This is a genomic window from Streptococcus sp. DAT741, from assembly GCF_009866825.1.
Lineage (GTDB): Bacteria > Bacillota > Bacilli > Lactobacillales > Streptococcaceae > Streptococcus > Streptococcus ruminantium.
Genome location: NZ_CP019557.1, coordinates 962,386 through 987,102 on the forward strand (window position 1 = coordinate 962,386; position 24,717 = coordinate 987,102).

Sequence of the window (24,717 nt, forward strand, 5' to 3'; positions counted from 1 at the left end):
AAGGTCATCTATAGTCAATAGTTTTTCAAAAAGGCTTGGAATCAATATTTTTTAGAGGTGATTCCAAGCCTTTTATGAATTTATAGTGCAAACTGATATATGATTCCTTTATTTTTCATCAAATTTTACTTCTTCAAGTAAGTAGTTGATGAACTTTTCTCCCATGTCCGATAGGAGGGATTTTTCATGCTGAATATAAACTAATTCGATTTCATCGTCACATTCAAGAGGGATGGAGACGATATTGTCTCCGTTTAGATTTGAGTTTAGGATACCGGTAGCGATGGTATAGCCATTTAGACCAATGAGGAGGTTGAAGAGAGTAGCTCGGTCAGAGACAACAATGGATTTTTTGTGGTGTTCTTGGGCTAGAATTTCTTCAGCAAAGTAGAAGGAGTTATGAATCCCCTGTTCGTAGCTCAGATATGGGAAGTCAGATAATTCATCCAGTGTGATAGATTTTTTTGAGGCAAGGGGATTGGTCTTGCTGATGAAGACATGGGGGCTGGCTGTAAAGAGATGGGTGTAAGAAAGACGATTGTCATCTAGGAGTTTTAGCAAGACATCGCGGTTGAAGTGATTGAGAAAAAGAACTCCAATCTCAGAACGAAAGTTCTTCACGTCATCAATGATTTCCCAGGTCCTAGTTTCTCTCAGAAATAGCTCATAATCTTCCATCTCCGTCTCTTTTAGCAGAGAAACGAAGGCATTGACTACGAATGCATAGTGCTGAGATGATACACTAAACAGTTGACGCTTGGCGGTTGGATTTTTGTAACGATCTTCTAAAAGCTCAGTCTGTTCAACGATTTGGCGAGCATAAGAAAGAAACTCCATTCCATCCTTTGTCAAAGTAATGCCCTTGGAATTACGGAAAAAAATCTTGATGTTCATTTCTTTTTCCAAATCACGAACAGCATTGGAAAGGCTTGGTTGGGTGATAAAGAGTTGCTTAGCCGCTTCGTTCATGCTACCTGTTTCTGCAATCTTGATAATGTAGTATAATTGTTGGATTCTCATATTTCTATTGTATCATGATTTGACAAAATATTTGAAAAAATGTATAATGCTGAAAATATATCCTTTAACTGAGTCCAGAGAGGCGAAGAAGGGAACGTGAATATTGGGGCAATTATTGCCTTCTTTTCGTGTGACCTTGCTTAGCTAGCAAGGTTTTTTCTCTACATTGACTTTCTTGTTTTCTGTGCAACATAGAATTGGAGAAAAGATGATTTTAAAAGAACAGATGATGATTGTGGAACAAGTTCAGTTGGCACCACGGATATTTGCCATGACCTTAAAAGGAAATATGGTTCGAGAAATGAAAATGGGACAATTTATCCATATACGTGTTCCCGATGATTCTATGCTCTTGCGGAGGCCGATTTCGATTTCTGAGATTGATGTAGAAAATTCACAATGTCGTATTATCTACCGAGTTGAAGGTCAAGGGACAAATGTTTTTTCAAAAATGGTTTCAGGACAGAATTTAGATGTCATGGGACCACTCGGAAAGGGATTTGATACCGATTTTCTCAAAGAAGGGGATCATATCCTCCTCATCGGTGGAGGAATAGGAGTGCCTCCCTTAATTGAAGTAGCCAAGCGAGCCGTTCACCGTGGTGCAAAGGTTACGTCAGTCATTGGTTTTGCCACAAAAGAGGCAGTTATTTTAGAAGAAAAATTAGGCCGCTATGGACAGGTCTATGTTACAACGGATGATGGTTCCTACGGGAAAAAGGGGAATGTTGCTTCGGTTGTTAATCACCTATCTGAAGGATTTGCTGCAATCTATTCCTGTGGTGCACCAGCTATGATGAAGTATGTTGACCAACGCTTTCAGGATCATCCACATGCCTATGTTTCTCTGGAAGCTCGTATGGCTTGTGGAATGGGGGCTTGTTATGCCTGTGTTGTCAAGCCCAAGCAGGGACCAGAACATGAAAATAAGCGGGTTTGCAAAGAAGGTCCAGTCTTTGCAACAGGCAGTCTAAATTTATAGGAGAATGGTATGAATAAACGACTAGCGATTTCATTGCCGGGATTAGAGTTGAAAAATCCTATCATTCCTGCTTCGGGGTGTTTCGGTTTTGGTCAGGAATATGCAGGCTATTACGACCTAAATCAACTTGGTTCTATCATGATTAAGGCGACGACTCGTCACCCACGTTATGGTAATATGACTCCTCGGGTTGCCGAGACTCCAGCAGGAATGCTCAATGCCATTGGATTACAAAATCCGGGTGTGGATGTAGTTTTATCTGAAAAACTACCATGGCTTGCGAGCAACTTTCCAAGCCTACCCATCATTGCCAATGTAGCTGGTTTTTCAAATGAAGAATATGCTTATGTTTCTGGCAAGCTGTCCAAAGCTTCAAATGTAAAAGCCATTGAGTTAAATATCTCCTGTCCTAATGTCGATCACGGGAACAAGGGGCTACTCATCGGACAGGTTCCAGAGCTTGCATATGCTGCTGTAAAAGCAGCGGTCGCATCCTCGTCCGTTCCTGTTTTTGTCAAATTGACACCGAGTGTAGCTGATATTACTTTGCTTGCCAAAGCAGCAGAAGATGCAGGTGCTAGTGGACTGACGATGATAAATACTTTAGTTGGTATGCGGTTTGATCTCAAAACGCGTCAGCCAATTCTGGCGAACGGAACAGGTGGTATGTCTGGACCTGCAATATTTCCAGTTGCTTTGAAGCTCATTCGTCAAGTTGCTCAAACGACGAACCTGCCGATTATCGGTATGGGGGGAGTTGATTCGGCAGATAAAGCGATAGAGATGATGATTGCTGGTGCATCTGCAATCGGTATTGGTACAGCAAACTTTACAAATCCCTTTGCCTGTCCTACGATTATTAAAGACTTACCAGAGTGTATGGATAATCTGGGTATCAGTAGCTTAGAAAAATTGCGCCAAGAGGTCAAGCTCAGCTTGGGCTAGCATTGACAAATATAGAATAAAAGAATAAGATAAAAGAAAATATCTCCTTTAACTAAGTCCAGAGAGGCTGAAAAGGTGTCATGTAAAAAAGCTTGAGGCACTGTTCTCAGGCTGGTTTCGTGTAACCCACCTCTGTCCAATCTGGCAGGGGTTTTTGTGTAGATGAAAGGATTTTATGAAAGAAAAACGACCAATCATTGCCTTAGATTTTGCTAGTAGAGAAGAAGTTAAGTCTTTTCTTGAACAGTTTCCATCACAGGAAAAGCTCTATGTGAAGGTGGGAATGGAATTGTATTACGCGGAAGGGCCAAACATCATCGCCTATCTGAAAGGTTGTGGTCACAGTATTTTTCTAGACCTAAAACTTCATGATATTCCAAATACCGTTGAGGCAGCAATGCGGGTCCTAGCTGGAATGGGTGTTGATATGACGAATGTTCATGCGGCCGGTGGTGTGGAAATGATGCAGGCTGCTAAACGAGGTTTGGGGACAAAAGCAGTCTTGATTGCAGTTACTCAGTTGACATCAACATCGGAAGAGCAGCTGAGGAATGACCAGAACATCCAAACTAGTCTACAAGAAGCAGTGGTTCATTATGCCAAAAAGGCAGCTCAAGCAGGGCTAGATGGTGTTGTTTGTTCAGCTCAGGAAGTAGCTATGATTAAGCAGGCAACTGAGCAAGATTTTATCTGTCTGACACCGGGAATTCGTCCGATAGGTAGCGATGTAGGAGATCAAAAGCGAGTTATGACACCGGCAGATGCAGCACGTATTGGTAGTAATTACATAGTGGTTGGTCGTCCTATTACAAAAGTAGAAAATCCTTATCAAGCCTATTTAGACATCAAGAAAGAATGGAATACAGAAGTGGATAAGATGGGGCAGTAAGAGGGGAAAAGACATATTAAGTAATTACACATTATAAAGTTGATACGGGCTCACGTATCAAGCATTCTATGGAACTTATGAGGTTATCTGGCGAGATAAGCTTGGAAAAACAGAACACGCATTATATGAGGAGGTCTATTATGACACTAGCAACGGAAATCGCATCACACTTGTTGGATATTAAGGCAGTTCATCTGCGTCCGGAAAAGCCTTTTACATGGGCATCGGGGATCAAATCGCCAATTTATACTGACAATCGCATTACGCTTTCTTATCCTGAGACCCGTAATCTGATTGAGGATGGGTTTGTTCAGCGTATTGAAGAAGAATTTCCAGAAGTTGAAGTAATCGCGGGAACAGCGACAGCAGGGATTCCGCATGGAGCCATTATTGCTGATCGGATGAATTTACCATTTACCTACATTCGTAGCAAGCCCAAAGATCATGGAGCCGGTAATCAGCTAGAAGGACGTATTGTCAAGGGACAAAAAATGGTCATTATTGAGGATTTGATTTCTACGGGTGGTTCGGTTCTTGATGCAGTTGCTGCCGCAGAACGTGAGGGTGCAGATGTGGTAGGTGTAATTGCTATTTTCACTTATGAACTGCCACGTGCAGAGCGCAATTTTGATAATGCTGGTGTGAAGCTAGTGACACTTAGCAATTACTCGGAACTCATCAAAGTAGCTAAGGTACAAGGTTATATCAATGCAGATGGCTTGAATTTGCTTAAAAAGTTCCGTCAAAATCAAGAAACTTGGCAAGAAGAATAGAATCTAGAACCTCAAGGTGTACGATTTTTAGGAACTAATTCTGTAAAATGGTATAATAGTCACTGAGTACTTTAAAGTACAAAAATGACAGTATGAGGAGAAAATCATGATTTCAGTTATCGTGCCTTGCTTTAATGAGGAAGAGGTAATCCCTTATTTTTACGAGGCCATGGAAAAAGTCCGTAGGGAGATGGAAGAAGAGTTTGAGTATCTTTTTGTTAACGATGGATCAAAAGACGGTACTCTAAAGGTTCTACGTCAGTTGGCTACTGAGGATACAAAAGTTCGCTATCTTTCCTTTTCACGAAATTTTGGGAAAGAAGCTGCACTCTATGCTGGTTTACAAGAAGCCCAAGGAGATTTGATAACAGTTATGGATGTTGATCTTCAGGACCCACCGGAAATGTTGATAGAGATGAAGGCGCTACTTGAAGCCAATTCTGATTTGGATTGTGTGGGGACCCGCCGTGTAAGTAGAGATGGGGAGCCGCCGATTCGTAGTTTTTTTGCCAAGCTATTTTACAAGTTGATGAATAGGATTAGCCAGGTGGAAGTAGTGGATGGTGCTCGTGATTTTCGTCTGATGAGACGTCAGATGGTGGATGCAATTTTATCAGTCTCAGAGTACAATCGCTTCTCTAAGGGAATCTTTGCATGGATTGGTTTTGAGACGAAATACCTACCTTATAAAAATGTGGAACGTGTTGCTGGGGCCACAAGCTGGTCTTTTTGGAAGTTGCTATCCTATTCTGTTGAGGGGATTATCAATTTTTCGGACACACCATTGAATCTCGCATCTTACACAGGTTTTTTCACTTTCCTACTATCCCTTGTTTTGATGGCTCTAATCGTCTTTAAAACTCTGGTATTTGGAGAAGCAACTATCGGCTGGCCTTCAACCATTTGTATTATCCTTTTTTTAGGTGGATTGCAGTTGATGACGATTGGTATCCTTGGTAAATATTTGGCAAAAGTATTCTTAGAAACAAAAAAACGTCCGATTTATATCATTAAGGAAAAAAGTTCTAATTAGGAGTTACAGTATGAAACATTCGGCTTGGCATGACTTGATAAAGGCCCAGTTGCCAGAGCATTATTTTGGAAAGATCAATCAATTTTTAGATTATGTTTATGCTGGTGGAATAGTCTATCCACCGCGTGAGAAGGTTTTTGCAGCTATTCAGACTACAGCTTTAGATAAGGTTAAGGTCGTTATCTTGGGACAGGATCCCTATCATGGTCCACAACAGGCTCAAGGCTTGTCTTTTTCAGTACCGAATACGGTTCCTGCGCCGCCATCTCTTCAAAATATTCTCAAGGAACTAGCTAATGATATTGGTATCAAGGAGGAACATGACTTGACCTCTTGGGCTGAACAAGGTGTCCTTTTGCTCAATGCTTGTTTAACTGTGCCAGCAGGGCGAGCAAATGGACATGCTGGTCAGATTTGGGAGCCTTTCACAGATGCAATTATAAAAGTGGTTAATCATCTAGAACAGCCGGTTGTATACATTCTATGGGGCTCCTATGCTCGTAAAAAGAAAGCTTTAATTACCAATCCCAAGCATTTGATTCTTGAGTCAGCCCACCCGAGTCCCTTATCAGCCCATCGTGGCTTCTTTGGTAGTCGGCCTTTCTCGCAGACAAATGATTTTCTAATTGCTCAGGGGTTAGTTGGTATTGATTGGTTGAAATAATCAATGCCCTAATTCCTCATTTTTAAACTCGGGTTCTGAGGAATTTAGAAACATAGAATCAGGCTCTGTAAAATTGAAACTATACTTTGTCAACCAGCTTTTCCGAAGCTCAGTTTTATTTGTGGCTTTATTTCTTCATCTGGTTTTGATTTTCATTTGGTATCTTCCATTTATTTTTAACTAGATTTGCTTTAGGCAGTTTCGTAGCTGTTGAGGTGGCTATTTCTGATTTTTATTTTAATAACAAAGGAGAACATAAATGTTTTTAGTAAAGAATGGTCGGGTGATGGATCCCAAGTCTGGATTAGACAAGGTTTGTGATATTTTAATTCAAAATAAAAAAATCATTAAGATAGCAGAGAAGATTGAAGGTGATTTTGCACAAGTTCTGGATGTGACGGGATTAGTAGTTGCGCCGGGTCTAGTAGATGTACATGTACACTTTCGGGAACCGGGGCAGACACACAAGGAGGATATTCATACAGGGGCATTAGCTGCCGCAGCCGGTGGTTTTACCTCAGTTGTCATGATGGCCAATACCAATCCGACCATTTCAACCGTTGAGACCTTGCAAGAAGTACTGGCTTCAGCTCAGAAGGAAGCGATTCACATCTATAGCGTAGCGACAATTACAGATTGTTTTGATGGACAAAATTTAACAGATTTTTCAGCCTTATTAGAAGCAGGAGCAGTAGCATTTTCAGATGATGGTATTCCACTAACAAATGCTGGTGTTGTGAGAAAGGCTATGAAGTTGGCCAAGGAGCAGAATTGTATCATCAGTCTTCATGAAGAAGATCCGGATTTGAATGGTATTTTAGGACTCAACGAACAAGTGGCAGCCAAGCATTTTCATGTATGTGGTGCGACTGGTGTAGCAGAGTATAGTATGATAGCGCGAGATGCCATGATTGCTTATGAAACGGGTGCGCGGGTTCATATCCAACATTTATCGAAAGCTGAGTCAGTCAAAGTAGTGGAATTTGCCCAACATCTTGGCGCTAATGTAACAGCAGAGGTAGCACCTCAACACTTTTCTAGAACAGAAGATTTGTTGTTGACTAAGGGGGCTAACGCAAAAATGAATCCGCCTCTTCGCTTAGAAAGTGATCGGTTGGCTGTTATAGAAGGGTTAAAATCTGGAGTCATTACCGTTATCGCAACAGATCATGCACCACATCATGCTGATGAGAAAAGTGTAACCGATGTGACGCAGGCACCTTCTGGTATGACTGGACTAGAAACCTCCCTTTCTTTGGGCTTGACCCATCTGGTGGAAGAAGGTCACTTGACGCTTTTGGAACTACTAGAGAAGATGACCATCAATCCAGCTCAACTATACGGTCTTGATGCGGGTTATTTAGCTGAAAATGGACCAGCAGATTTAGTTATATTTGATCCAGATGCAGAACGAATTGTTGCTTCGGATTTTGCTTCAAAAGCAGTCAATTCACCATTTATTGGAGATTGTTTGAAGGGAAAAGTTTCCTATACAATAGCGGATGGGCAGGTTGTTTTTGGAAAATAGAAAATGAGCGAATTAGATTACTAATTCGCTTTTGTCGAACCTTTTTAAACCGTAAGCGATTTCAATGTTTTGATTTTGAGGAATAAAAAGTGTATAATATATCTATCAATAATGCCAAAGGAAGGTTGGTTTATGAAAAAGAAAGATTTCCTACTGCCGGTATTGTCCACATTACTGTTGTCACCATTTATTTTGACTCAGCAAGTGCAAGCTGCCGAAACCGCAACGACCCCTCAAGCTAATCAAGCTACCACCCCTGCCCCGAGCGCGAGCACTGCAGAAGCAACAACCCCGGTAGCAGAGGAAGCTGTGGAAGGTGTTATTATCCACACAAACGATGTTCATGGACGTATTCTTGAAGAACGTGGAGTTATTGGAGATGCAAAGGCTGCCGCTGTCATTGAAGAGGAGCGTAGCAAGGTCAAAAATACTATCGTTGTAGATGCAGGAGATGCTTTCCAAGGCCTACCGATTTCAAATTCTACTAAGGGCGAGGATCGTGCCAAAATTATGAATCAAGTCGGCTACGATGCGATGGTAGTCGGTAATCACGAGTTTGATTTTGGAATGGATCAAGCAATTAAGTACAAGGAAACATTAAACTTTCCGTTGTTGAGTGCGAATACTTATGTAAATGGTGCGCGTGTGTTTGAAGCTTCAACTATCATTGATAAAACACCGACAGTTGCAGGAGATGAATTTGTTGTTATCGGTGTAACAACTCCTGAAACAGCGACCAAGACCCATCCCAAAAATGTCGAAGGAGTAACCTTTACCGATCCTATCACAGAAGTCAATAAAGTGATTGATGAGGTAGAAGCTCGTGCTTTGGCAGATAATCGTGTTTATAAGAACTATATCATTTTAGCTCACTTAGGTGTAGATTCCACAACTCCTGTTGAGTGGAGGGGGTCAACATTAGCGCAGGCTCTTTCTGAAAACAGTAAACTTGCAGGTAAACGTGTCATCGTCATTGATGGTCACTCACATACAGTTGAAGCAACTACCTATGGCAAGAATGTTACTTATAACCAAACCGGTTCATACCTGAACAATATTGGTAAAGTAACTCTAAGATCTCAACAATTGTTGGGAGAAGCGAGCTTGATTTCTGCCGATGATGCAAAAAATATCACTCCAAATCAAGCCATTGCCAAGCTTGTTGAAGAAATTAAGGCAAAATATGAAGCAGACAATGCTCAAATAGTGATTGAAAAGAACAATGTTGAATTGAATGGTGATCGTTCAAATGTTCGTGTTCGTGAAACAAACTTAGGAAGTGCTATTGCAGATGCTATCTATGCTTATGGTCAAACAGGATTTTCAAACAAGACCAGTCTTGCAGTAACCAATGGTGGAGGCATCCGTGCAACAATCGCTAAGGATTTACCAGTTACAAAAGGTGATATCATTGCAGTTTTGCCATTTGGAAACATCATTTCACAAATCACAGTGACAGGTCAGCAGATTGCAGACATGTTTACCAAGTCCTTGTCATCTACCCTGCAAGTTGATAAAGAGACAGGTAAGATGATTCTGGATGAAAATGGCATGCCCCTTTTTGAAGCTAGCGGTGGATTTCTTCACATCTCCGGTGCACAAGTATTTTATGACCCAACTCTTCCTGCTAAAGACCGTGTCCTCATCATTGGTATTCTCAATCCAGAAACCGGTAAGTACGAGGAATTAGATCTTCAAAAGACTTACTATCTAGCAACAAATGATTTTCTTGCGGCTGGTGGTGATGGTTATACTATGCTTGGTGGTGCACGTGAAGAAGGTCCTTCAATGGACAGTGTTTTTGCAGAATACTTGAAAACTGCTGATTTATCAGTTTATAAAGTTGTTAATCCATATTCTCGGTTGCTACCTGTTAATTCGAGTTTGGACACAGATGGTGATGGTTATCCAGATTTTATGGAAATGTTATTAGATACGGATCCTGAAAATCCTACCTCTAATCCGGATGTGACACCTGAAGATAAATCTGACACTGTACCTCATCAAGTAGAAACAGTATCTATTCTTGAAAAGAATGATCAATCCAAGGTTTCTAAAAAATCAGATACAGTACGTACAGCTAAGACCTCAAAAGCGACGACATTGCCAAATACAAGTAGTCAATCCAATGTGGTACTCAGCTTGTTTGGTTTCGGTCTGGCTGGTCTAGCTGTAACTGTTCGTCGTAGAGAGAGCAAATAAATCATCATCTTAAACAGAGTCCTTGGGCTCTGTTTTTTGTTGTTGAGGAGGCATTTTATTTCAGTAATCTTGCTGTGGGTACCTTTCTGTAAAAAGGTATTCACTATCAGTTACAAATCTTGTCAAGAAACCAAGGATGATTTAGGTATGATGTGTTACCTAGATAAATATAACAGTTACCAATTATTAAGATAACTGTATCCATCTTTACAAAGTTGTAGAAGTTCTGCGGAATACTAATAGCATAAACTTAGAAGAATATAGAGAGGCAAGATATGAGGAAACAAGGCAATTTGTATTAACTATAAACTGCTTACCAGCAATCTCTAGCAATACTTGTAGAATTAAAGATCGTAGGTCAGATTAGATTGTTCAAACCGGCTATACATCTACACTATATAGCCCGTCTAAATAAAAGTGAATTTGCTTCTGGATGATCTTTAGTGAATTGTTTTCAGTTGTGTCTATAACCCCAAATGCTCGATAATGATTTTTGAAAAGTTCTTTATAGTTGATATGACTGCCGATGATGATAATGTTCGCTAAATCGGAGTGAGCTCGTATATCTTGCAGGTAGAAGGCCATCTGATCGGATGTTAAAAGCCTTGACTTTATGATAAAATAAGTGGTAGGTACATCAGATTTATAAGGATGATAGTATAGGGATAATTTGGACTTTTTCCGGATATTTTTGATGAGAAAATAGGCTTTAATGACAGTTGTTACGAATATACTGGTTAGGGAATTTGGAAAAATTTCAATCATACTGTCTTCTTCCTTCTAGAGGTTTTTTGACTCTATTTTATCAAATATGGTCTGGTAACTAGAGGATGTTTCCTGAATGGTCATTTAACTTTCCTAAATAGTATAACAAATACCATTTAAGATATTCTGATGACCGTTTGGGATTTTAGAAAGCGTAAATATCCATTTCGTGGTATCTCAGGTAAGGCAAGAGGAAGATACCAATGAAATCCATTATCGTGCAAATAAAACAAGAAACTACGAACCATTATGTCGTGTCCAATCAAACCTCACTATGTTTAAATGATTACCGAAGAGAAAACCTATGAGTTGCTGCAGCAATTATAAAACATTGAAAAACTATATCCCGAAGACTTATTAAGATGTCATAGAAATTGTTTAGTGAATATCTCAAAGATGAAGGCAGTCAATTTTCAAGAAAAACCATTTATCTTAAGGAGAAAGGACAGTATCAAGTCGTTTTTTCAAGACGTAGCCACCAACGGATACTAGAACGATAGCTGAATAAAGGAGATTGGTAAGATGAATATATTTGTACTAGAAGATGATATTATACAACAAACAAGGATTGAAAAAGTGCTTAACAATCTTTTGGAGAAACATAAAATAGAGCCCAAAAAACTTATAATTTCTGGGAAACCCGAACAGTTGATTGCTTCAGTGGAGGAGAAAGGGGCGCACCAGTTGTTCTTTTTGGATATTGAGATAAGATCAGAAGAACTTAAAGGTCTTAAAGTCGCTAAACAAATCAGAGATATTGATCCTTATGCTATTATTATTTTTGTGACGACGCATTCTGAATTTATGCCTCTCTCTTTTCGTTATCAAGTATCAGCATTAGATTATATTGAGAAGGAACTAGCAACGAGAGAATTTGAATCTCGCATAGAAACAGCTTTACTGTATGCAGTGAGTAAAGATAGTAAAACAGTAGCTGAGGATTCTTTCTATTTCAAATCTAAATATGCCCAAGTTCAGTACCCATTTGATGAAGTTTACTATGTTGAAACGTCTCCAAGACCACATAGGGTTATCCTTTATACAAGAACTGATTGTATGGAGTTCACCGCCAGTTTATCAGATATTTTAAAGCAAGAAAAGAGACTGGTACAGTGTCATCGTTCGTTTCTTATCAATCCTGCAAATGTTATCAAAATAGATAGACAAGCCAAAGTTGTTTATTTTCCCAATGGGACACATTGTTTGGTTGCAAGAAAAAAATTAGATGTTACTTTGGCGACTATAGACCAGTTGCACTGAGTGAGGAGAATGTATGAATGTTATCCAGTATATCATGGAAGTTGTTGTATCTAATAGCTTGATGATAGGGTTATTTTTCAAAATTAACCATATAAGATTTACTGTTAAATCAATTTCAATGGCGTTTTTTCTTAGAGTGCTGGTCGCATTTGTAATAGCTACCTTAAATAGTGTCTTATCAAGTCGTTTTTTTAACTATTTCGACGATCCTCTGTATGGTCTCTTATTCTCTTGGTTCTTTCTGAAACCACAGTCTAAAACACTACTTATTTTCTATGGTCTCTTTACACCTACTTTCTGGGATATTTTTAATCGGTTGATTGTATTTTTTATTATTCCCTTTTGGGGACAGCCCAAAGTTCTATTAGAAGATAATCTGTTCTCTTTTCTCTCTCTTTTTTTGAGTATTTTATTAACTCTTATTTTCCTTAAATGGCTTCGGTATGATTTTGTTGCACTTAGAGCTGAGATGGTTGATTTAAAAGAGAAAAAGCTATTATGTGTCGCCAATTGTGCAATGGTCATTTATTATTTGCTAATGCAAGTATTGACTTACTTTGAGTATGAGCATGCAGTTCTTACTCAAAGCTATCGCCAGTTTATATTAGTAATCTATTTGATACTATTTATGGGAATGATCAAGCAAGTTGATACTCACTTGAGGGAAAAATTACAGGCCAAACTGACTTTTCAACAGAGTTTACAACTCAATGATTTAGAGAGATATAGCAAGCACATAGAGGGGCTCTATCGCGAGGTGAGAGGCTTTCGCCATGATTATACCAATTTATTGACGACATTACGTTTGGGTATTGAAGAAAATAATATGGCACAAATTAAGGAGATATATGATTCCGTACTCAAGGATTAACATAAAAAGTTTAGACACCAAAAATACGACATTGGTCGTTTGATAAATATTCAAGATTCCGCCTTGAAGAGTTTGCTAGCTGCTAAGAGTATTCAAGCTGATGAACATGATGTGGCGGTAACCTTGGAAGTGCCGGAGGTTGTTAAACTCCAAGATATGGAGTTGATTGATTTTATCACGATTGTATCTATTCTTTTTGATAATGCCTTAGAAGCTGCTGTGGATACTAGCAGTCCAAAGGTAAATGTTGCCTTTTTAAATATAGGCGATAAGCAAATGTTTATTATTGAAAACTCGATTAAAGAGGAAACAATCAATATTTCAGAAGTTTATTCTTTTGGTCATAGTTCAAAGGGGAGTGACAGGGGGATTGGTCTATATAATGTGATGAAGATCATAGAACGTTATCCAAATGTATCGCTTAATACTAGAAGTCAATGCCATGTTTTTGGTCAAATGTTAGAAATTGGAAAGAATAAATAAAAATAAGTAGGCATAGGGAGTTAGTTCACACCTACCATTTTATATTAGTTCTATACTTATTTTTTATTTATAGAGACTGTAATTTTCTTGAGAAAATCAGCCCACCAATCTCCACCAGAGATACGGTTAAGTTCTGAGTCAGTTAGTTCGGTAAACTGAGTGAATGGTTTTTCTTTGTCCATTTTTGGACCTCCTTACATATTTGTTTATTTTATTGTATACAAAAACAGATGATTCTTTTCTTCAAATCCTAAATGGTCATCGAAACGTCCTAAATGGTAAAGTTAAAAAAATAATTTTCACAAACTCTTCCTAAACGGTCATTTTAAAGCTTTGAACGAAAAAAATTACCATTCAGGAAAGTTAAATGACCATTCAGGAAATGGAGCAAAAATTTTTTGAATACGTGGTATACTAAATTTGTCAAGGTTGCAACCCGACAAAAATAAAAAGCATATAGGAGGTCTTCGTTGTGAATACACAAGTTGTACATGATTTTACTACTATCAATGAGCTTGAACTTTCTGGTATTGAGGGAGGTAAGAATAACTGGCAGACTAATGTTTGGGAAGGCGGATCAGCAGCTGTTAGTGGCTGGGGCTTTGGATCAGCAGTTTGTGGAGTTCTTGGAGTAACTGCTCCCCTAATGCCAGCTTGTGGCTATATTGGAGCTAAATTTGGTGTAGCACTATGGGCAGAGGCGACAGGAGCAACGGGCGGATTTTAATAGAGGGAGACTTATATGAAGATTTATAACGATATAGAGGAAACTAAGTTGAGTGAAATCTGTGGTGGTAATCCCGCGGGAGCAGCAGTTGTCGGTGCTCTAGGTTGTGCAGCGGGCGGCGTGAAATTTGGCAGTAAATTAGGACCTGCAGGAGCTATAATTGGAGGAATTGGAGGAGCAGCTGTCTGTGGTTATCTTGCCTATAAAGCTGCAGGAGGGTAAACATGCAGTATGTTTTTCCTATAGTTATTTTTATTTTTCAAGTTTATCTGATCTATTTATCAACAAAAGGTTCTGATAAAAATAGCAGCATTGTTGAGATTACCACGTTGAACAGTTTCTTTATTTTATTTTTAATTTATGATAAATTGATTTTTCTTTTTATAGGGTACATTGCTTTGATAATTTTTGTTTTAGGGCATTATAAAAGACGATAAAACTTCAATAGTTACTTCTGAAATTTATCAAGTACGTTGGTGATATCAATAGATCCAATATTCTCTTGGAAAACAGCATAAATACTATTTTTGAAAGATACCCTGTTACGTATCGGTCACTATATTGTTACATTTAACATCAAATATCTTTTAGATGGCAGTGGTTTATTGTCCTAAACGGTCATTTTAAAGCTTTGAACGAAAAAATTACCATTCAGGAAAGTTAAATGACCATTCAGGAAATGGAGCAAAAATTTTTTGAATACGTGATATACTAAATTTGTCAAGGTTGTAACCCGATAAAAATAAAAAGCATATAGGAGGTCTTCGTTGTGAATACGAAAACAATGGAACAATTTGAACTTTTGGATAACGACAAGCTTGCCAGTGTTGCAGGTGGTGGTGCTTTACAATGTGTTACGGGGATACTTGGTTCAGCGGGACTTGGATTTTTGGCGGGAGCAAGTGCGGGAACTGTCACCATTCCATTCATTGGTTCTGTTCCTGGATCAGCTGTGGGTTTATGGTCAGGCTGGTCACTTGGTGCAGCAACGTTCTGTAATTGATAATATTATGAAGATAAAGTGGATAACTACTATTCCCTTGCTTATACTATTAACGATGGGAATAATAAACTTATTTCGAGTGACAGACTATTTGCTGTATATTCTAAATATACTGGGTTTGGTAGGAGTATTATTTCTGTGTTATCATACATCTAAAAAGAATAATCGGAATTAGTTGTAACGGATAAAAATGTAAAATACATAGGAGGTCTTCGTTGTGAATACGAAAACAATGGAACAATTTGAACTTTTGGATAACGACAAGCTTGCCAGTGTTGCAGGTGGTGGTGCTTTACAATGTGTTACGGGGACACTTGGTTCAGCGGGACTTGGATTTTTGGCGGGAGCAAGTGCGGGAACTGTCACCATTCCATTCATTGGTTCTGTTCCTGGATCAGCTGTGGGTTTATGGTCAGGTTGGTCACTTGGTGCAGCAACGTTCTGTAATTGATAATATTATGAAGATAAAGTGGATAACTACTATTCCCTTGCTTATACTATTAACGATGGGAATAATAAACTTATTTCGAGTGACAGACTATTTGCTGTATATTCTAAATATACTGGGTTTGGTAGGAGTATTATTTCTATGTTATCATACATCTAAAAAGAATAATCGGAATTAGTTGTAACGGATAAAAATGTAAAATACATAGGAGGTCTTCGTTGTGAGTACGAAAACAATGGAACAATTTGAACTTTTGGATAACGACAAGCTTGCCAGTGTTGCAGGTGGAGTAAAGATTGCACCTGGTGCGTATTGCAAGACTGTGAATGGTAAAACAAGCTGTTCGGTAGACTATAAGGAATTGTGGGGATATACTGGTCAAGTTATTGTTAATGGATGGATAAATTATGGTCCGTGGCATGCAAGACCAGGAATTGGAGTGATTATTCCATAATGAAAAAAGAATTGATAGAAAAACTAGAACAACTTTGTGAAGATGAAAGTGTCGTTCAAGTTCCTGATTTAATTAGCCTTTTTCAAACCAAATTAAAAGATATACAATTTTTAACTACAAAATATCAGTTGCTAAAATTTTCTGCTGAACTGAGTCAAGCGATATCCCTTTATTTAATGACACATCATTATCAAGCGCCTAAGTCGGTTATTGATTTTGGTGTTTGGATAGCCAGAACTTCCTCTGAATATAGAGGGCAGTTGTCATTTTGGCAAATGCTAGCCTTAAGTCTCTCTGGAATGATAAAATAGTATCAGATTATAATTTTTATTATTGAGGAACTGAAGAAAGATTTTTGAATACGTAGTATACTAAATTTATCAAGGTTGTAAGCTAATAAAATAGAAAAATAAGGGGGTATTCGTTTTGAATATAAAAACAATGGAATACTTCAATATTTTGGATGTTGATAGTCTTGTTGACTACTCCTAACCGATATAACGTAACTCCGTGGAGTACTAATTTATAATGTAAAAATGGGCCTCATACACCCAATCAAATGTGGATAAAGTCCTGTGTTGCTGATGCATGGACAAGTATGAATGATTAAAGCGATAGAAAAAAACTAATGGATACGGCTGTAATCCTAAGAAATATTCAAGATATGCTGAAACAATTAGAATTAACTCAAAAATAGGGAATAAAATTTTAATTGTTTTAGCGAAGTTTTATCAGTCAACCAGTCTTTTTTATTGAACCAGAGCAAGTAAAATTTGGTTCAGAATTTTACAAAGCAGAAGGAGAGTGTGATAAGTTTCATTTTCCAGAAGCTGTAGTGACCATTACACTTTTGTAAAATCACTAGTAGCTGGTGTAGTAGCTATTTTTGCTGTTGAGTAAATCAATAAAAAAACGACTGTAGGTATCTTTTATAGTCGTTCAATTTATCTTTTATTTATCTAGCGAGCGGAGCCAGAATTAAAAAGATTTTCAAATTAAAAATTCTTTATTATCATCAATAAAAAGGCGAACAAATCTGGGAGAGTTTATCAAACTAAGTCTCAACATGTTCGCTTTTTTATAATATTAGTAATCTGTTTTATATAAGTTCGATCGTTCTTGAACAAGCTTCCGCAACTTCTGGATCATGTGTCACAATCAGAATGGTTTTACCATCCTGATTTAACTTGCGGAGCAAGTCCAAAACAATTTCTTTATTCTTCCTATCTAGTGAGCCAGTAGGTTCATCGGCGAGAATCACTATACTTGGTTTTAGAATAGCTCTAGCAATAGCAACCCTTTGCTGTTCTCCACCAGATAGTTCAAAAATGTTATCATTTTCGTAGCCTTTTAAGCCGACTTGCTCTAATGCCTGACTGATTCGTTTCTTTTTTTCATGTTTGCTTAATTTTTGGTAAAAAAGTGCCAACATTAAGTTTTCTTCGACAGTCTTTGAATCCATCAGCGCAAAATTTTGAAAAAGGTAGGATATTTTATTTCTGATAATGCTACTAGCTTGGCTACTGTTGACCTTGATATTTTCCATACCATCAAATTGATAACTTCCATTTTGAAAATCATCAATCAAGCCAATGATATTAAGTAGGGTGGATTTTCCGCAGCCGCTAGGACCAGTTATTGCGACCATTTCGCCTTTTTTTATTGAAAGAGAAAAATCCTTTAATACATTCTTCTTTCCGAATGACTTGTTAATTCCATTTAGTTTAAGCATGCTTACTCCCCTTTCAAAATTTGTAGTGCGTTTTGATTTTCCAGCTTTTTAATGTTAAACATTGTGAAAAGTGTATCGACCAAAATCAAACCACCAAAAAGAATAAGAACTAGATGTGATCTGGAATAAATCAGCAGTGATAGCAAACCGATAAGATATAAAATCGTAAAACTGTAAAAGTGTTTGCGGTAGCGATCTACAAATGTGAAACCAAGTAATTTTTTTATCATCAAGTTAGATTTATTAGAGTGGAAAATAATGCCAGATAGAGCAAGTGAGACAAATAGTTCTATGCCTGTAACTAGCAGTAAGATGAAAGAGACAAAAACCAGGGCAATTTCTTGAACGTTCACATTTCCAGCTAAAATATCTTTTAAGATGGTGAATTTCGGAATAAGATATTTTGATTGAGAGGAAATGTTGGTTTCAATTGCTTCCCCTAATGTCTCACGATAAGGAATCTTGATTGGGTTATTTAATGCCCCTACATTCCCAAGAAACTGTTCCTCATGAAATAGCATGTTTTCACCAGTAAGGACGGTGAAGATTGGATTGTTGATTTGTCTATGTTCTTTGTCAAATGAAAAAATATTTATATTTTCGTTGTAGTAGATGATTTTTGTTTTAATGCTGGTAACATCTAACTTTTCTTGTTCCTGACGGTGGTATCGGTTGTACAGAAGATGCCGAATAGCTTCTTGTATATTCGTGTTTTTGTATTTAATGGGGACTAAGAATAGACGCTCGGAATTAGTTTGACCGTCAACTGTTAGTCCTAATTCTGACAAGTAATTGGAGTTGATAGTCATTATATTATAGGAATCATCAGCAGTGAAATGGATTGTTTCATCGTAATCATAAAACTTTTGTCCCTTCTCTATTTTTTCATAGTGAATATAAAAGGCATTTTCATTTTTTTCTAGAATTGAAAAGAGACTACGAAGTTCTCGCATTCCCTGGGTTCCACCACTTGAAAAATCTGCTTCACCAAGAGTGGTTAAACGATAATTTTCCAGTGTTAGGTAGTTGGAGTAGGGAGACCAGGCTATCTCGGTTTCTCTATCTTGTTTTAACTGTTGAAATGTAACGGACATGCTAACTAATATCAATGAACAGATGAGCAAGGTAATAGCTTTCAATCCATACATGATAAAGGTTCCGATTTTAAAATCTGCAAAATTTTTAAGTAACTTGCTAATGGATAAATTTCCTACGATGAGATAGACAAGCACCTGCAAGAACAGATAGAAACATAGGATTGACAACTGGCTAAGAAAAAGATGAAAATAGAAGTTATCAGGAGCTGTTTGTAGGGATAATGAGAAGTAGGTGTTAGTCAGAATCATAGCAGCTATGAGAAACAGCAGATCAACTTTTGCTCTAGATACCATGATTCTAAGATCGGAAAGCCCCATCATCTTCATAACACCTATTTCCTTGATTTTGCTAATGGTATCGTAGATCGTGAGAACTGCAACTACCAGCGCTAAAATAGCTAGAACAACAGAAAAAATGATGAGGTAGCGGTTGACAATACTAGTTGCTTCAGAACCACCTGGGGTTGAGAGCATGGCTGGGGAAATTTGATAAAAATCACTCAGTTCCTTGATGATACTGGTTACATCATAGGCATTTTCTGAAACAATGGTATAGTTGCCATTCACCGCTCGATCTTTATTTTTATAATATTCTTCTAAAGAGGTGATTTTTAATTTATTTAGGTAATAGAAAGATGGAAGAGTTTGTTTTTGTTTTGGGTTTCCAGTCGCAAAGTTTGCGTAGAAACCATCAGAAAAATCAATTGTTTTGATGTCAGGGAAAACTGATGCTGGGAAGGTATCAGAGTGTAAGAGGATGGATTTTCTGATGACCCCATCTTCCATATCTGTGCGAAGGATAGAAACCCTGTACTTTTCTTTTATGCTAGACAGAAATGAAAGGTGATCAGTCGTTGATACTGAAGAATTGGTGATATAAAACTTGGTCGTTTGCCCCTTGCCTGCTTCTATGTCTTGGAGGTTTTGATAGTCCTTGGTCTGATAGATATTAAGGATAAATAGACTGGCCAGCACAATCAGCAAGGAGTTAAAGATATGTAAAATTTTTTTCATTAGTTTCCTCCTAAGCAAAAAGGTCAGTTCAATGAGATTAGACTGACCTTCCGTTCTAGATATGATTAGTAAGTATTCCAGTAGTAGGACATTCTAGTTGGTGGAAATCTATAATAAACACTCTTGGCCCAAACACCTGGTTGAGCGCGACTTGATGCTACAACTTGACCATCAAATTTGATAGAAGAACTGTGTGTTTTAGAGTTGTGCAAATAGTCTGAATATCCGAAGTTTCCACTCCATCCAACTCCATAATTCCAATAGCCACCTCCAACCTCAACAGCTAGGACAACAACTGGAATTGTGAGCATTATTGTTAGGAGGCTGGACAAAATAATTTTTTGAAGTTCATGCCAATTCTCCTCATAAAAATGTAATAATGAAATAGTCGTATCGGAAGGATTTGCAATATAGTTTCCGGATTATTTTCCTCCTTTCTAGCAAACCCTCCATATCATCTTCATTATAGCATATAAAAACTTAACTTATCAAGTAAAATTAAAATGATTAGTGAAGAATGGTTGAACAAAATAAAGTGATGTAAGCGGCTGTCTCTCGCTCCAAAATTAAAGAAACAATCAAGAAGAGGTAATGGACATAGTAGTTGACTGTCCTGTTATAAAATTTGGAGAATTTTTGTACTGTAAACAACGGTAGTAATATTTTGGGCAAAATAATGGTATAATATAGACTGATTGGATTTTTTAAATCGGTACCAACGTATGAAAGAGATAAGGTGTTTAAACCTTGATATGAAAGGAATTTTTTAACATGGCTACTATTCAATGGTTTCCCGGTCACATGTCAAAGGCTCGCCGTCAGGTACAGGAAAATATTAAACACGTTGATTTTGTGACGATTTTAGTTGATGCACGACTACCCCAATCCAGCCAAAATCCCATGCTAACCAAGATTGTTGGTGATAAGCCCAAGCTGATGATTCTCAATAAGGTGGACTTGGCCGATCCAAGTCGTACTAAAGAATGGCAGAGCTATTTTGAATCTCAAGGGATTCGCACCCTTGCTATCAACTCAAAAGAGCAAGCAACGGTGAAAAAAGTCACCGACGCAGCCAAAAGTCTGATGAAGGATAAGATTGAACGACTACGCGAAAGAGGAATTCAAAAGGAAACCTTACGTACGATGATTATCGGTATTCCAAATGCAGGCAAATCTACCCTGATGAACCGTCTTGCTGGTAAGAAAATCGCTGTGGTTGGAAATAAACCAGGAGTCACCAAAGGGCAACAGTGGCTCAAATCTAATAAAAACCTAGAAATTTTGGATACCCCAGGAATTCTCTGGCCTAAGTTTGAAGACCAAGAAGTAGGGTTGAAGTTAGCCCTGACAGGCGCTATCAAAGATCAACTTTTGCCAATGGATGAGGTTACCATTTTTGGTTTGGACTATTTTAAAGTTCACTATCCAGAACGCTTACTAGAGCGCTTTAAGGGAATGGATTTAGAACAGGAAACACCTGAACTTATCATGACTTGGACACAGAAATTGGGCTTTCGTGATGACTATGATCGTTTTTATCATCTTTTTGTTAAGGATGTTCGAGATGGGCGCCTAGGTACCTATACATTGGATAAGGTGAGTGATTTGGATGGCAACAATTAAAGAAGTGACAGCTCTGCTGGCTAGGGTGGACAGTCTAGAAAGTCCGATATGGTCTGACTTGGCTCTGGATGAGCGAGCAGGTGTTCAGGCTGCCATTAAGAAACGCCAAAAGGAGCTGAAAAAAGAAGCAGCAGAAGATGCTCGCTTAGAAGCTATGCTATGTTACGAAAAAAAACTCTATGAAAATGGGGTTGAGTGGATAGCTGGTATTGATGAAGTTGGTCGGGGACCTTTAGCGGGGCCGGTGGTGGCAGCGGCGGTCATCTTGCCAAAAGGCTGTAAAATTCGTTACCTCAACGACTCCAAGAAAATTCCTAAGTCTAAGCATGAAGCTATCTACCAAGAGGTAATGGAGCAAGCAGTAGCGATCGGTATTGGGATAAAGAATGCTGAAATAATTGACCAAGTGAACATTTATGAAGCGACTAAATTGGCTATGTTAGAGGCTTTAGAAAAGTTAGATAAAGAACCCCAGCACCTCTTGGTAGATGCTATGAAGCTGGATAGTTCCATTCCTCAGACATCCATCATCAAAGGCGATGCGAATAGTCTATCCATTGCAGCAGCTTCTATTGTTGCCAAGGTGACACGGGATAGGCTGATGGCGGATTACGATAGAGAATTTTCTGGCTATGGCTTTGCTAAGAATGCTGGCTATGGAACTGCTGAACACGTAGAAGGTTTGAACAAACTTGGCATTACACCTATTCACCGTAGAAGTTTTGAACCTATCAAGTCTTTGGTAGAAGGAGGAGCGAGCTAGTGCCTGTTCTTATTGGTTTATTTTTTCTATCTTTGGTCGTCTTTATCGCTCTTTATTTTATTGAAAGACGATCTATTTTTATATCACTTTTTGCTCTAAATATCTTCATTTGGACTGTGGCTTCTGTGATTTCTACAGGAATTTTAGAGAGCAATGAAATCGTGCGACTATTAGCTATTGCGGTGGCTATGGTATTATTGCTAATCTTGCTAAGTGGTCCTGTCGTTCTGCTTCTTACTCTTTATTTAAATGGTTTTCAGATTTTGAAAAGAGAAGGTTTTTGTTTCCGTAATTTCCTGTCAATAGGATTGGCAGTTGGCTTAACATTCTACTTTTTTATCGCACCGTTTGTTGTTCGGTCTCTTTCTGATATTAGTTTTTTCAATATGCTTTTCATCTATGTTGGGTTCCTAGTGTCCTACGCTATTTTTATTAGCATTCTTTATACAATTTCTAGTTTTATCAATCTGATCAATCTATTTTCTGGGAAGCTAGACTATGTGGTCGTATTGGGAGCAGGACTGATTGGTGATAAGGTAACGCCATTGTTGGCTTCGCGGATTGATAAAGGCATAGCAATTTATCAGAAACACTCAGGCAGCAAACTAATTATGTCAGGCGGCCAGGGGGCTGATGAGCTCATTCCGGAAGGTCAGGCTATGGCAAATTATGCTATGGAACAAGGAGTTGCTGCCGAAGATATTATTATTGAAAGTCAATCTATCAACACAGAGGAAAATCTAAAATTTTCCCAAACCTTGATGAAGAAGGATAGTCGTTTTGCGCTTGTAACCAATTACTACCATGTTTTTAGAGCTCTCTTATTAGCTCGGAAATTGAAAATGAAATGTATTGGCTATGGAGCTAAAACCAAGTTTTACTTTAGTCTCAATGCCTTCATTCGTGAATTTGTAGGCTACCTAGTTATGAGTCGGAATGTGCACATAATCTTTTTAGGCATTGTATCAGTGATTTATTTGCTGGGAATGGTTGTTAGTTTGATGTATTAAAAGAGCCTAGACACATCAGTCTGGGCTCTTTTTCAGAGTTCTAATCACCTGTTAACGCAGTGGTTAACTGGCAGATTTGTTTCCAAATCAAGTCTCTACGGCTGTTGTGAATAGACCTTCGTTTTAAATTATCTACTAAGCAATTTAAGTACATCTATCGCGTATTTTATACCTATTTATTACAGCATAAAATATACGATTGCTACATACTGTAAGGCAGAAGCTAGAAGGATAAAAAGGTGCCAAATCATGTGAAAATAAGGTTTTTTCCTAGCATAAAAGAACGCTCCAATAGTATAAGATAGTCCTCCAGCTAACATGAGAACTCCAAAAGTCAGCCCTGTCTTTTGGAGAATAGAAGGAAGGATAAAGACAACCAGCCATCCCATAAAGAGATAGAGAAAGAGACTAAATTTTTCGTTGATTTTTTTAGCAAAAATTTTGTAGAGAATTCCCAGAATTGTTAATCCCCACTGTAAAATAACAATCAGATATCCAAGCCAGCCGCCAACCAAAGATAGGGCTACCGGTGTATAGCTTCCAGCGATGGCAATGTATATCATACTGTGATCTATGATGCGTAGGATATATTTGTGGGTGGATGCGTAGGGCATAGAGTGGTAGACAGAAGAAGAGAGGAACATTAAGAAGAGGCTGATGACAAAAATGGACATCCCCACTGTAGCTGTAAGATTGTAATCTTTGAAGGAATGTATGGCGGTAATGGGGAGTAAAACCAGCATGAACACAGCTCCAACGGCATGAGTCACACTATTTGCAACTTCTTCTCCAAAGGAAAGAGGGAGGCTGAGTTTTAAACTATTCTTCATGAAAACTCCTTTCTAGTTCAAAGGCAAGTTGATGTGTTTGATAATAGAGTTTGACAGTTTGACAAGCATGACGGATAATATCGGGAGTTTCCTTGCTGTCTTTATCTTGCATACAGTCAATAAAATGATTATATAAGGTTGCTGAGTCGCTAGATAGAAGTAGCATTTTAAGGGTTTGACTGATTTCCTGAATGGAAAACACATTTTTCAAAATGGTTAGGGCTATCAAACGGGCTAATTGATGCTTTTTATATTTTTTCTTAATCGGTTTTTCAATCTGTTTATGTTTGACATAATTATTTATCATGGCAGCAGTTAGAGCTTTTTGCTCCAAACAATATGGAGCTTTTGTTGCTTGATTAACATACATGAGAACCTGATCAAGGTACAAGTCTAAGTCAGGTAGCTCGTGCCAATAGGGTAAAGAATGATTCATAATTACCAGCTTTCTTTTATCTAGTATCGATAACTAGATTTTATGATATTATTTATCTGAAGTCAAGAAAAAGCTTCAACAATTTGAAGCCATAGTATTTTAGATTGTGTGAACATTTCGATTAACTTGTTGGTTAATACCATTAAGATTTGTTATTGACTTTTT

Annotated in this window: 28 protein-coding genes; 21 read left to right on the top strand and 7 right to left on the bottom strand. The window is 38.1% G+C overall.

All coding sequences use genetic code 11. The features are described 5' to 3' along the window. Window positions 1-108: 108 nt before the first annotated feature. Complete coding sequence (locus BZG42_RS04640; protein ID WP_155962937.1) at window positions 109-1,020, bottom strand: LysR family transcriptional regulator; 912 nt, start codon at window positions 1,018-1,020, stop codon at window positions 109-111. Window positions 1,021-1,228: 208 nt separating this feature from the next. Between BZG42_RS04640 and BZG42_RS04645 the strand changes: the two genes are divergently transcribed. From BZG42_RS04645 to BZG42_RS10095, 12 genes are all read left to right on the top strand, one after another. Then, window positions 1,229-2,002 (top strand): dihydroorotate dehydrogenase electron transfer subunit, encoded by a 774-nt coding sequence (locus tag BZG42_RS04645; RefSeq protein WP_120171629.1) that lies wholly within the window; start codon window positions 1,229-1,231, stop codon window positions 2,000-2,002. A 9-nt stretch (window positions 2,003-2,011) separates the two neighbouring features. Then, window positions 2,012-2,947, top strand: a complete 936-nt coding sequence (locus BZG42_RS04650; RefSeq protein WP_120171630.1) for a dihydroorotate dehydrogenase — start codon at window positions 2,012-2,014, stop codon at window positions 2,945-2,947. Between the two features lie 175 nt (window positions 2,948-3,122). Then, window positions 3,123-3,836, top strand: a complete 714-nt coding sequence (gene pyrF / locus BZG42_RS04655; protein ID WP_155996451.1) for an orotidine-5'-phosphate decarboxylase — start codon at window positions 3,123-3,125, stop codon at window positions 3,834-3,836. 140 nt (window positions 3,837-3,976) lie between these two features. Further along, complete coding sequence (pyrE, locus tag BZG42_RS04660) at window positions 3,977-4,609, top strand: orotate phosphoribosyltransferase (protein WP_024532539.1); 633 nt, start codon at window positions 3,977-3,979, stop codon at window positions 4,607-4,609. Between the two features lie 103 nt (window positions 4,610-4,712). After that, window positions 4,713-5,642 carry a glycosyltransferase family 2 protein gene (locus BZG42_RS04665; protein ID WP_165436987.1) on the top strand — a complete coding sequence of 310 codons (930 nt, stop codon included), beginning with the start codon at window positions 4,713-4,715 and terminating at the stop codon, window positions 5,640-5,642. 10 nt (window positions 5,643-5,652) lie between these two features. Next, complete coding sequence (locus tag BZG42_RS04670; protein WP_155996449.1) at window positions 5,653-6,306, top strand: uracil-DNA glycosylase; 654 nt, start codon at window positions 5,653-5,655, stop codon at window positions 6,304-6,306. A 259-nt stretch (window positions 6,307-6,565) separates the two neighbouring features. Further along, window positions 6,566-7,834: a dihydroorotase gene (locus BZG42_RS04675; RefSeq protein ID WP_155996447.1), complete on the top strand. Its 1,269-nt coding sequence runs from the start codon at window positions 6,566-6,568 to the stop codon at window positions 7,832-7,834. Between the two features lie 132 nt (window positions 7,835-7,966). Beyond that, entirely contained in the window at window positions 7,967-10,036 is a 2,070-nt protein-coding gene (gene nt5e / locus BZG42_RS04680; protein ID WP_155996445.1) for a cell surface ecto-5'-nucleotidase Nt5e, read from the top strand. A 1,146-nt stretch (window positions 10,037-11,182) separates the two neighbouring features. Next, the gene (locus BZG42_RS10265; RefSeq protein ID WP_439709934.1) at window positions 11,183-11,293 is read left to right on the top strand and encodes a hypothetical protein; all 111 of its coding nucleotides are present in this window, start codon (window positions 11,183-11,185) and stop codon (window positions 11,291-11,293) included. 30 nt (window positions 11,294-11,323) lie between these two features. Then, the gene (locus BZG42_RS04690; RefSeq protein WP_155996443.1) at window positions 11,324-12,061 is read left to right on the top strand and encodes a response regulator transcription factor; all 738 of its coding nucleotides are present in this window, start codon (window positions 11,324-11,326) and stop codon (window positions 12,059-12,061) included. A 13-nt stretch (window positions 12,062-12,074) separates the two neighbouring features. After that, window positions 12,075-12,932, top strand: coding sequence for a hypothetical protein (locus BZG42_RS10090; RefSeq protein ID WP_227985528.1), 858 nt, complete (start codon window positions 12,075-12,077; stop codon window positions 12,930-12,932). Window positions 12,933-12,971: 39 nt separating this feature from the next. Beyond that, window positions 12,972-13,415 (top strand): GHKL domain-containing protein, encoded by a 444-nt coding sequence (locus BZG42_RS10095; RefSeq protein WP_227985529.1) that lies wholly within the window; start codon window positions 12,972-12,974, stop codon window positions 13,413-13,415. 56 nt (window positions 13,416-13,471) lie between these two features. On the opposite strand, the gene BZG42_RS04700 is transcribed toward BZG42_RS10095, so the two are convergent. Continuing rightward, complete coding sequence (locus BZG42_RS04700; RefSeq protein ID WP_079276156.1) at window positions 13,472-13,597, bottom strand: ComC/BlpC family leader-containing pheromone/bacteriocin; 126 nt, start codon at window positions 13,595-13,597, stop codon at window positions 13,472-13,474. Between the two features lie 290 nt (window positions 13,598-13,887). On the opposite strand from BZG42_RS04700, the gene BZG42_RS04705 reads away from it, so the two are divergent. From BZG42_RS04705 to BZG42_RS04730, 6 genes are all read left to right on the top strand, one after another. Beyond that, a complete protein-coding gene (locus BZG42_RS04705; protein WP_155996441.1) occupies window positions 13,888-14,142 on the top strand; it encodes a Blp family class II bacteriocin in 255 nt (84 codons plus the stop codon). 15 nt (window positions 14,143-14,157) lie between these two features. Continuing rightward, a complete protein-coding gene (locus BZG42_RS04710) occupies window positions 14,158-14,364 on the top strand; it encodes a Blp family class II bacteriocin (protein WP_155962947.1) in 207 nt (68 codons plus the stop codon). 547 nt (window positions 14,365-14,911) lie between these two features. Further along, a complete protein-coding gene (locus BZG42_RS04715; protein ID WP_155973059.1) occupies window positions 14,912-15,145 on the top strand; it encodes a bacteriocin class II family protein in 234 nt (77 codons plus the stop codon). A gap of 217 nt (window positions 15,146-15,362) precedes the next feature. Beyond that, window positions 15,363-15,596 (top strand): bacteriocin class II family protein, encoded by a 234-nt coding sequence (locus BZG42_RS04720; RefSeq protein ID WP_155970572.1) that lies wholly within the window; start codon window positions 15,363-15,365, stop codon window positions 15,594-15,596. Window positions 15,597-15,813: 217 nt separating this feature from the next. Continuing rightward, window positions 15,814-16,047 (top strand): ComC/BlpC family leader-containing pheromone/bacteriocin, encoded by a 234-nt coding sequence (locus tag BZG42_RS04725; RefSeq protein ID WP_155973056.1) that lies wholly within the window; start codon window positions 15,814-15,816, stop codon window positions 16,045-16,047. Next, window positions 16,047-16,358, top strand: a complete 312-nt coding sequence (locus tag BZG42_RS04730) for a bacteriocin immunity protein (protein WP_162496986.1) — start codon at window positions 16,047-16,049, stop codon at window positions 16,356-16,358. The genes BZG42_RS04725 and BZG42_RS04730 overlap by 1 nt, the downstream gene beginning before the upstream one ends. Before the next feature lie 788 nt (window positions 16,359-17,146). On the opposite strand, the gene BZG42_RS04735 is transcribed toward BZG42_RS04730, so the two are convergent. From BZG42_RS04735 to BZG42_RS10270, 3 genes are all read right to left on the bottom strand, one after another. Then, window positions 17,147-17,779, bottom strand: coding sequence for an ABC transporter ATP-binding protein (locus BZG42_RS04735; RefSeq protein ID WP_120171642.1), 633 nt, complete (start codon window positions 17,777-17,779; stop codon window positions 17,147-17,149). A gap of 2 nt (window positions 17,780-17,781) precedes the next feature. Continuing rightward, a complete protein-coding gene (locus BZG42_RS04740; RefSeq protein WP_155996439.1) occupies window positions 17,782-19,890 on the bottom strand; it encodes a DUF1430 domain-containing protein in 2,109 nt (702 codons plus the stop codon). Between the two features lie 65 nt (window positions 19,891-19,955). Beyond that, window positions 19,956-20,201, bottom strand: a complete 246-nt coding sequence (locus BZG42_RS10270; protein ID WP_120172472.1) for a lactococcin 972 family bacteriocin — start codon at window positions 20,199-20,201, stop codon at window positions 19,956-19,958. Between the two features lie 460 nt (window positions 20,202-20,661). On the opposite strand from BZG42_RS10270, the gene ylqF reads away from it, so the two are divergent. From ylqF to BZG42_RS04760, 3 genes are read left to right on the top strand one after another with little or no spacing between them, the layout of a single operon-like run. Continuing rightward, window positions 20,662-21,513 carry a ribosome biogenesis GTPase YlqF gene (gene ylqF, locus BZG42_RS04750; RefSeq protein WP_155963037.1) on the top strand — a complete coding sequence of 284 codons (852 nt, stop codon included), beginning with the start codon at window positions 20,662-20,664 and terminating at the stop codon, window positions 21,511-21,513. Further along, window positions 21,500-22,276, top strand: coding sequence for a ribonuclease HII (locus BZG42_RS04755; RefSeq protein WP_155973047.1), 777 nt, complete (start codon window positions 21,500-21,502; stop codon window positions 22,274-22,276). Before ylqF ends, BZG42_RS04755 begins: the two co-directional genes overlap by 14 nt. After that, window positions 22,276-23,286: a YdcF family protein gene (locus BZG42_RS04760; protein WP_155963041.1), complete on the top strand. Its 1,011-nt coding sequence runs from the start codon at window positions 22,276-22,278 to the stop codon at window positions 23,284-23,286. The genes BZG42_RS04755 and BZG42_RS04760 overlap by 1 nt, the downstream gene beginning before the upstream one ends. Before the next feature lie 179 nt (window positions 23,287-23,465). Here the strand turns inward: BZG42_RS04760 and trhA are convergent, their stop codons facing one another. Both trhA and BZG42_RS04770 read right to left on the bottom strand, forming a co-directional pair. Then, on the bottom strand, window positions 23,466-24,116 hold the full coding sequence (gene trhA, locus BZG42_RS04765; protein ID WP_024532812.1) for a PAQR family membrane homeostasis protein TrhA: 651 nt from the start codon (window positions 24,114-24,116) through the stop codon (window positions 23,466-23,468). After that, on the bottom strand, window positions 24,106-24,552 hold the full coding sequence (locus BZG42_RS04770) for a DUF1836 domain-containing protein (protein WP_155965517.1): 447 nt from the start codon (window positions 24,550-24,552) through the stop codon (window positions 24,106-24,108). The genes trhA and BZG42_RS04770 overlap by 11 nt, the downstream gene beginning before the upstream one ends. Window positions 24,553-24,717 lie beyond the last annotated feature (165 nt).

Coding starts and splice junctions, on each gene's coding strand:
- BZG42_RS04640 (WP_155962937.1), bottom strand. CDS start 1,020: ATGAGAATCCAACAATTATACTACATTATCAAGATTGCAGAAACAGGT.
- BZG42_RS04645 (WP_120171629.1), top strand. CDS start 1,229: ATGATTTTAAAAGAACAGATGATGATTGTGGAACAAGTTCAGTTGGCA.
- BZG42_RS04650 (WP_120171630.1), top strand. CDS start 2,012: ATGAATAAACGACTAGCGATTTCATTGCCGGGATTAGAGTTGAAAAAT.
- pyrF (WP_155996451.1), top strand. CDS start 3,123: ATGAAAGAAAAACGACCAATCATTGCCTTAGATTTTGCTAGTAGAGAA.
- pyrE (WP_024532539.1), top strand. CDS start 3,977: ATGACACTAGCAACGGAAATCGCATCACACTTGTTGGATATTAAGGCA.
- BZG42_RS04670 (WP_155996449.1), top strand. CDS start 5,653: ATGAAACATTCGGCTTGGCATGACTTGATAAAGGCCCAGTTGCCAGAG.
- BZG42_RS04675 (WP_155996447.1), top strand. CDS start 6,566: ATGTTTTTAGTAAAGAATGGTCGGGTGATGGATCCCAAGTCTGGATTA.
- nt5e (WP_155996445.1), top strand. CDS start 7,967: ATGAAAAAGAAAGATTTCCTACTGCCGGTATTGTCCACATTACTGTTG.
- BZG42_RS04690 (WP_155996443.1), top strand. CDS start 11,324: ATGAATATATTTGTACTAGAAGATGATATTATACAACAAACAAGGATT.
- BZG42_RS10090 (WP_227985528.1), top strand. CDS start 12,075: ATGAATGTTATCCAGTATATCATGGAAGTTGTTGTATCTAATAGCTTG.
- BZG42_RS04700 (WP_079276156.1), bottom strand. CDS start 13,597: ATGGACAAAGAAAAACCATTCACTCAGTTTACCGAACTAACTGACTCA.
- BZG42_RS04710 (WP_155962947.1), top strand. CDS start 14,158: ATGAAGATTTATAACGATATAGAGGAAACTAAGTTGAGTGAAATCTGT.
- BZG42_RS04730 (WP_162496986.1), top strand. CDS start 16,047: ATGAAAAAAGAATTGATAGAAAAACTAGAACAACTTTGTGAAGATGAA.
- BZG42_RS04735 (WP_120171642.1), bottom strand. CDS start 17,779: ATGCTTAAACTAAATGGAATTAACAAGTCATTCGGAAAGAAGAATGTA.
- BZG42_RS04740 (WP_155996439.1), bottom strand. CDS start 19,890: ATGAAAAAAATTTTACATATCTTTAACTCCTTGCTGATTGTGCTGGCC.
- BZG42_RS10270 (WP_120172472.1), bottom strand. CDS start 20,201: ATGCTCACAATTCCAGTTGTTGTCCTAGCTGTTGAGGTTGGAGGTGGC.
- ylqF (WP_155963037.1), top strand. CDS start 20,662: ATGGCTACTATTCAATGGTTTCCCGGTCACATGTCAAAGGCTCGCCGT.
- BZG42_RS04755 (WP_155973047.1), top strand. CDS start 21,500: ATGGCAACAATTAAAGAAGTGACAGCTCTGCTGGCTAGGGTGGACAGT.
- trhA (WP_024532812.1), bottom strand. CDS start 24,116: ATGAAGAATAGTTTAAAACTCAGCCTCCCTCTTTCCTTTGGAGAAGAA.
- BZG42_RS04770 (WP_155965517.1), bottom strand. CDS start 24,552: ATGAATCATTCTTTACCCTATTGGCACGAGCTACCTGACTTAGACTTG.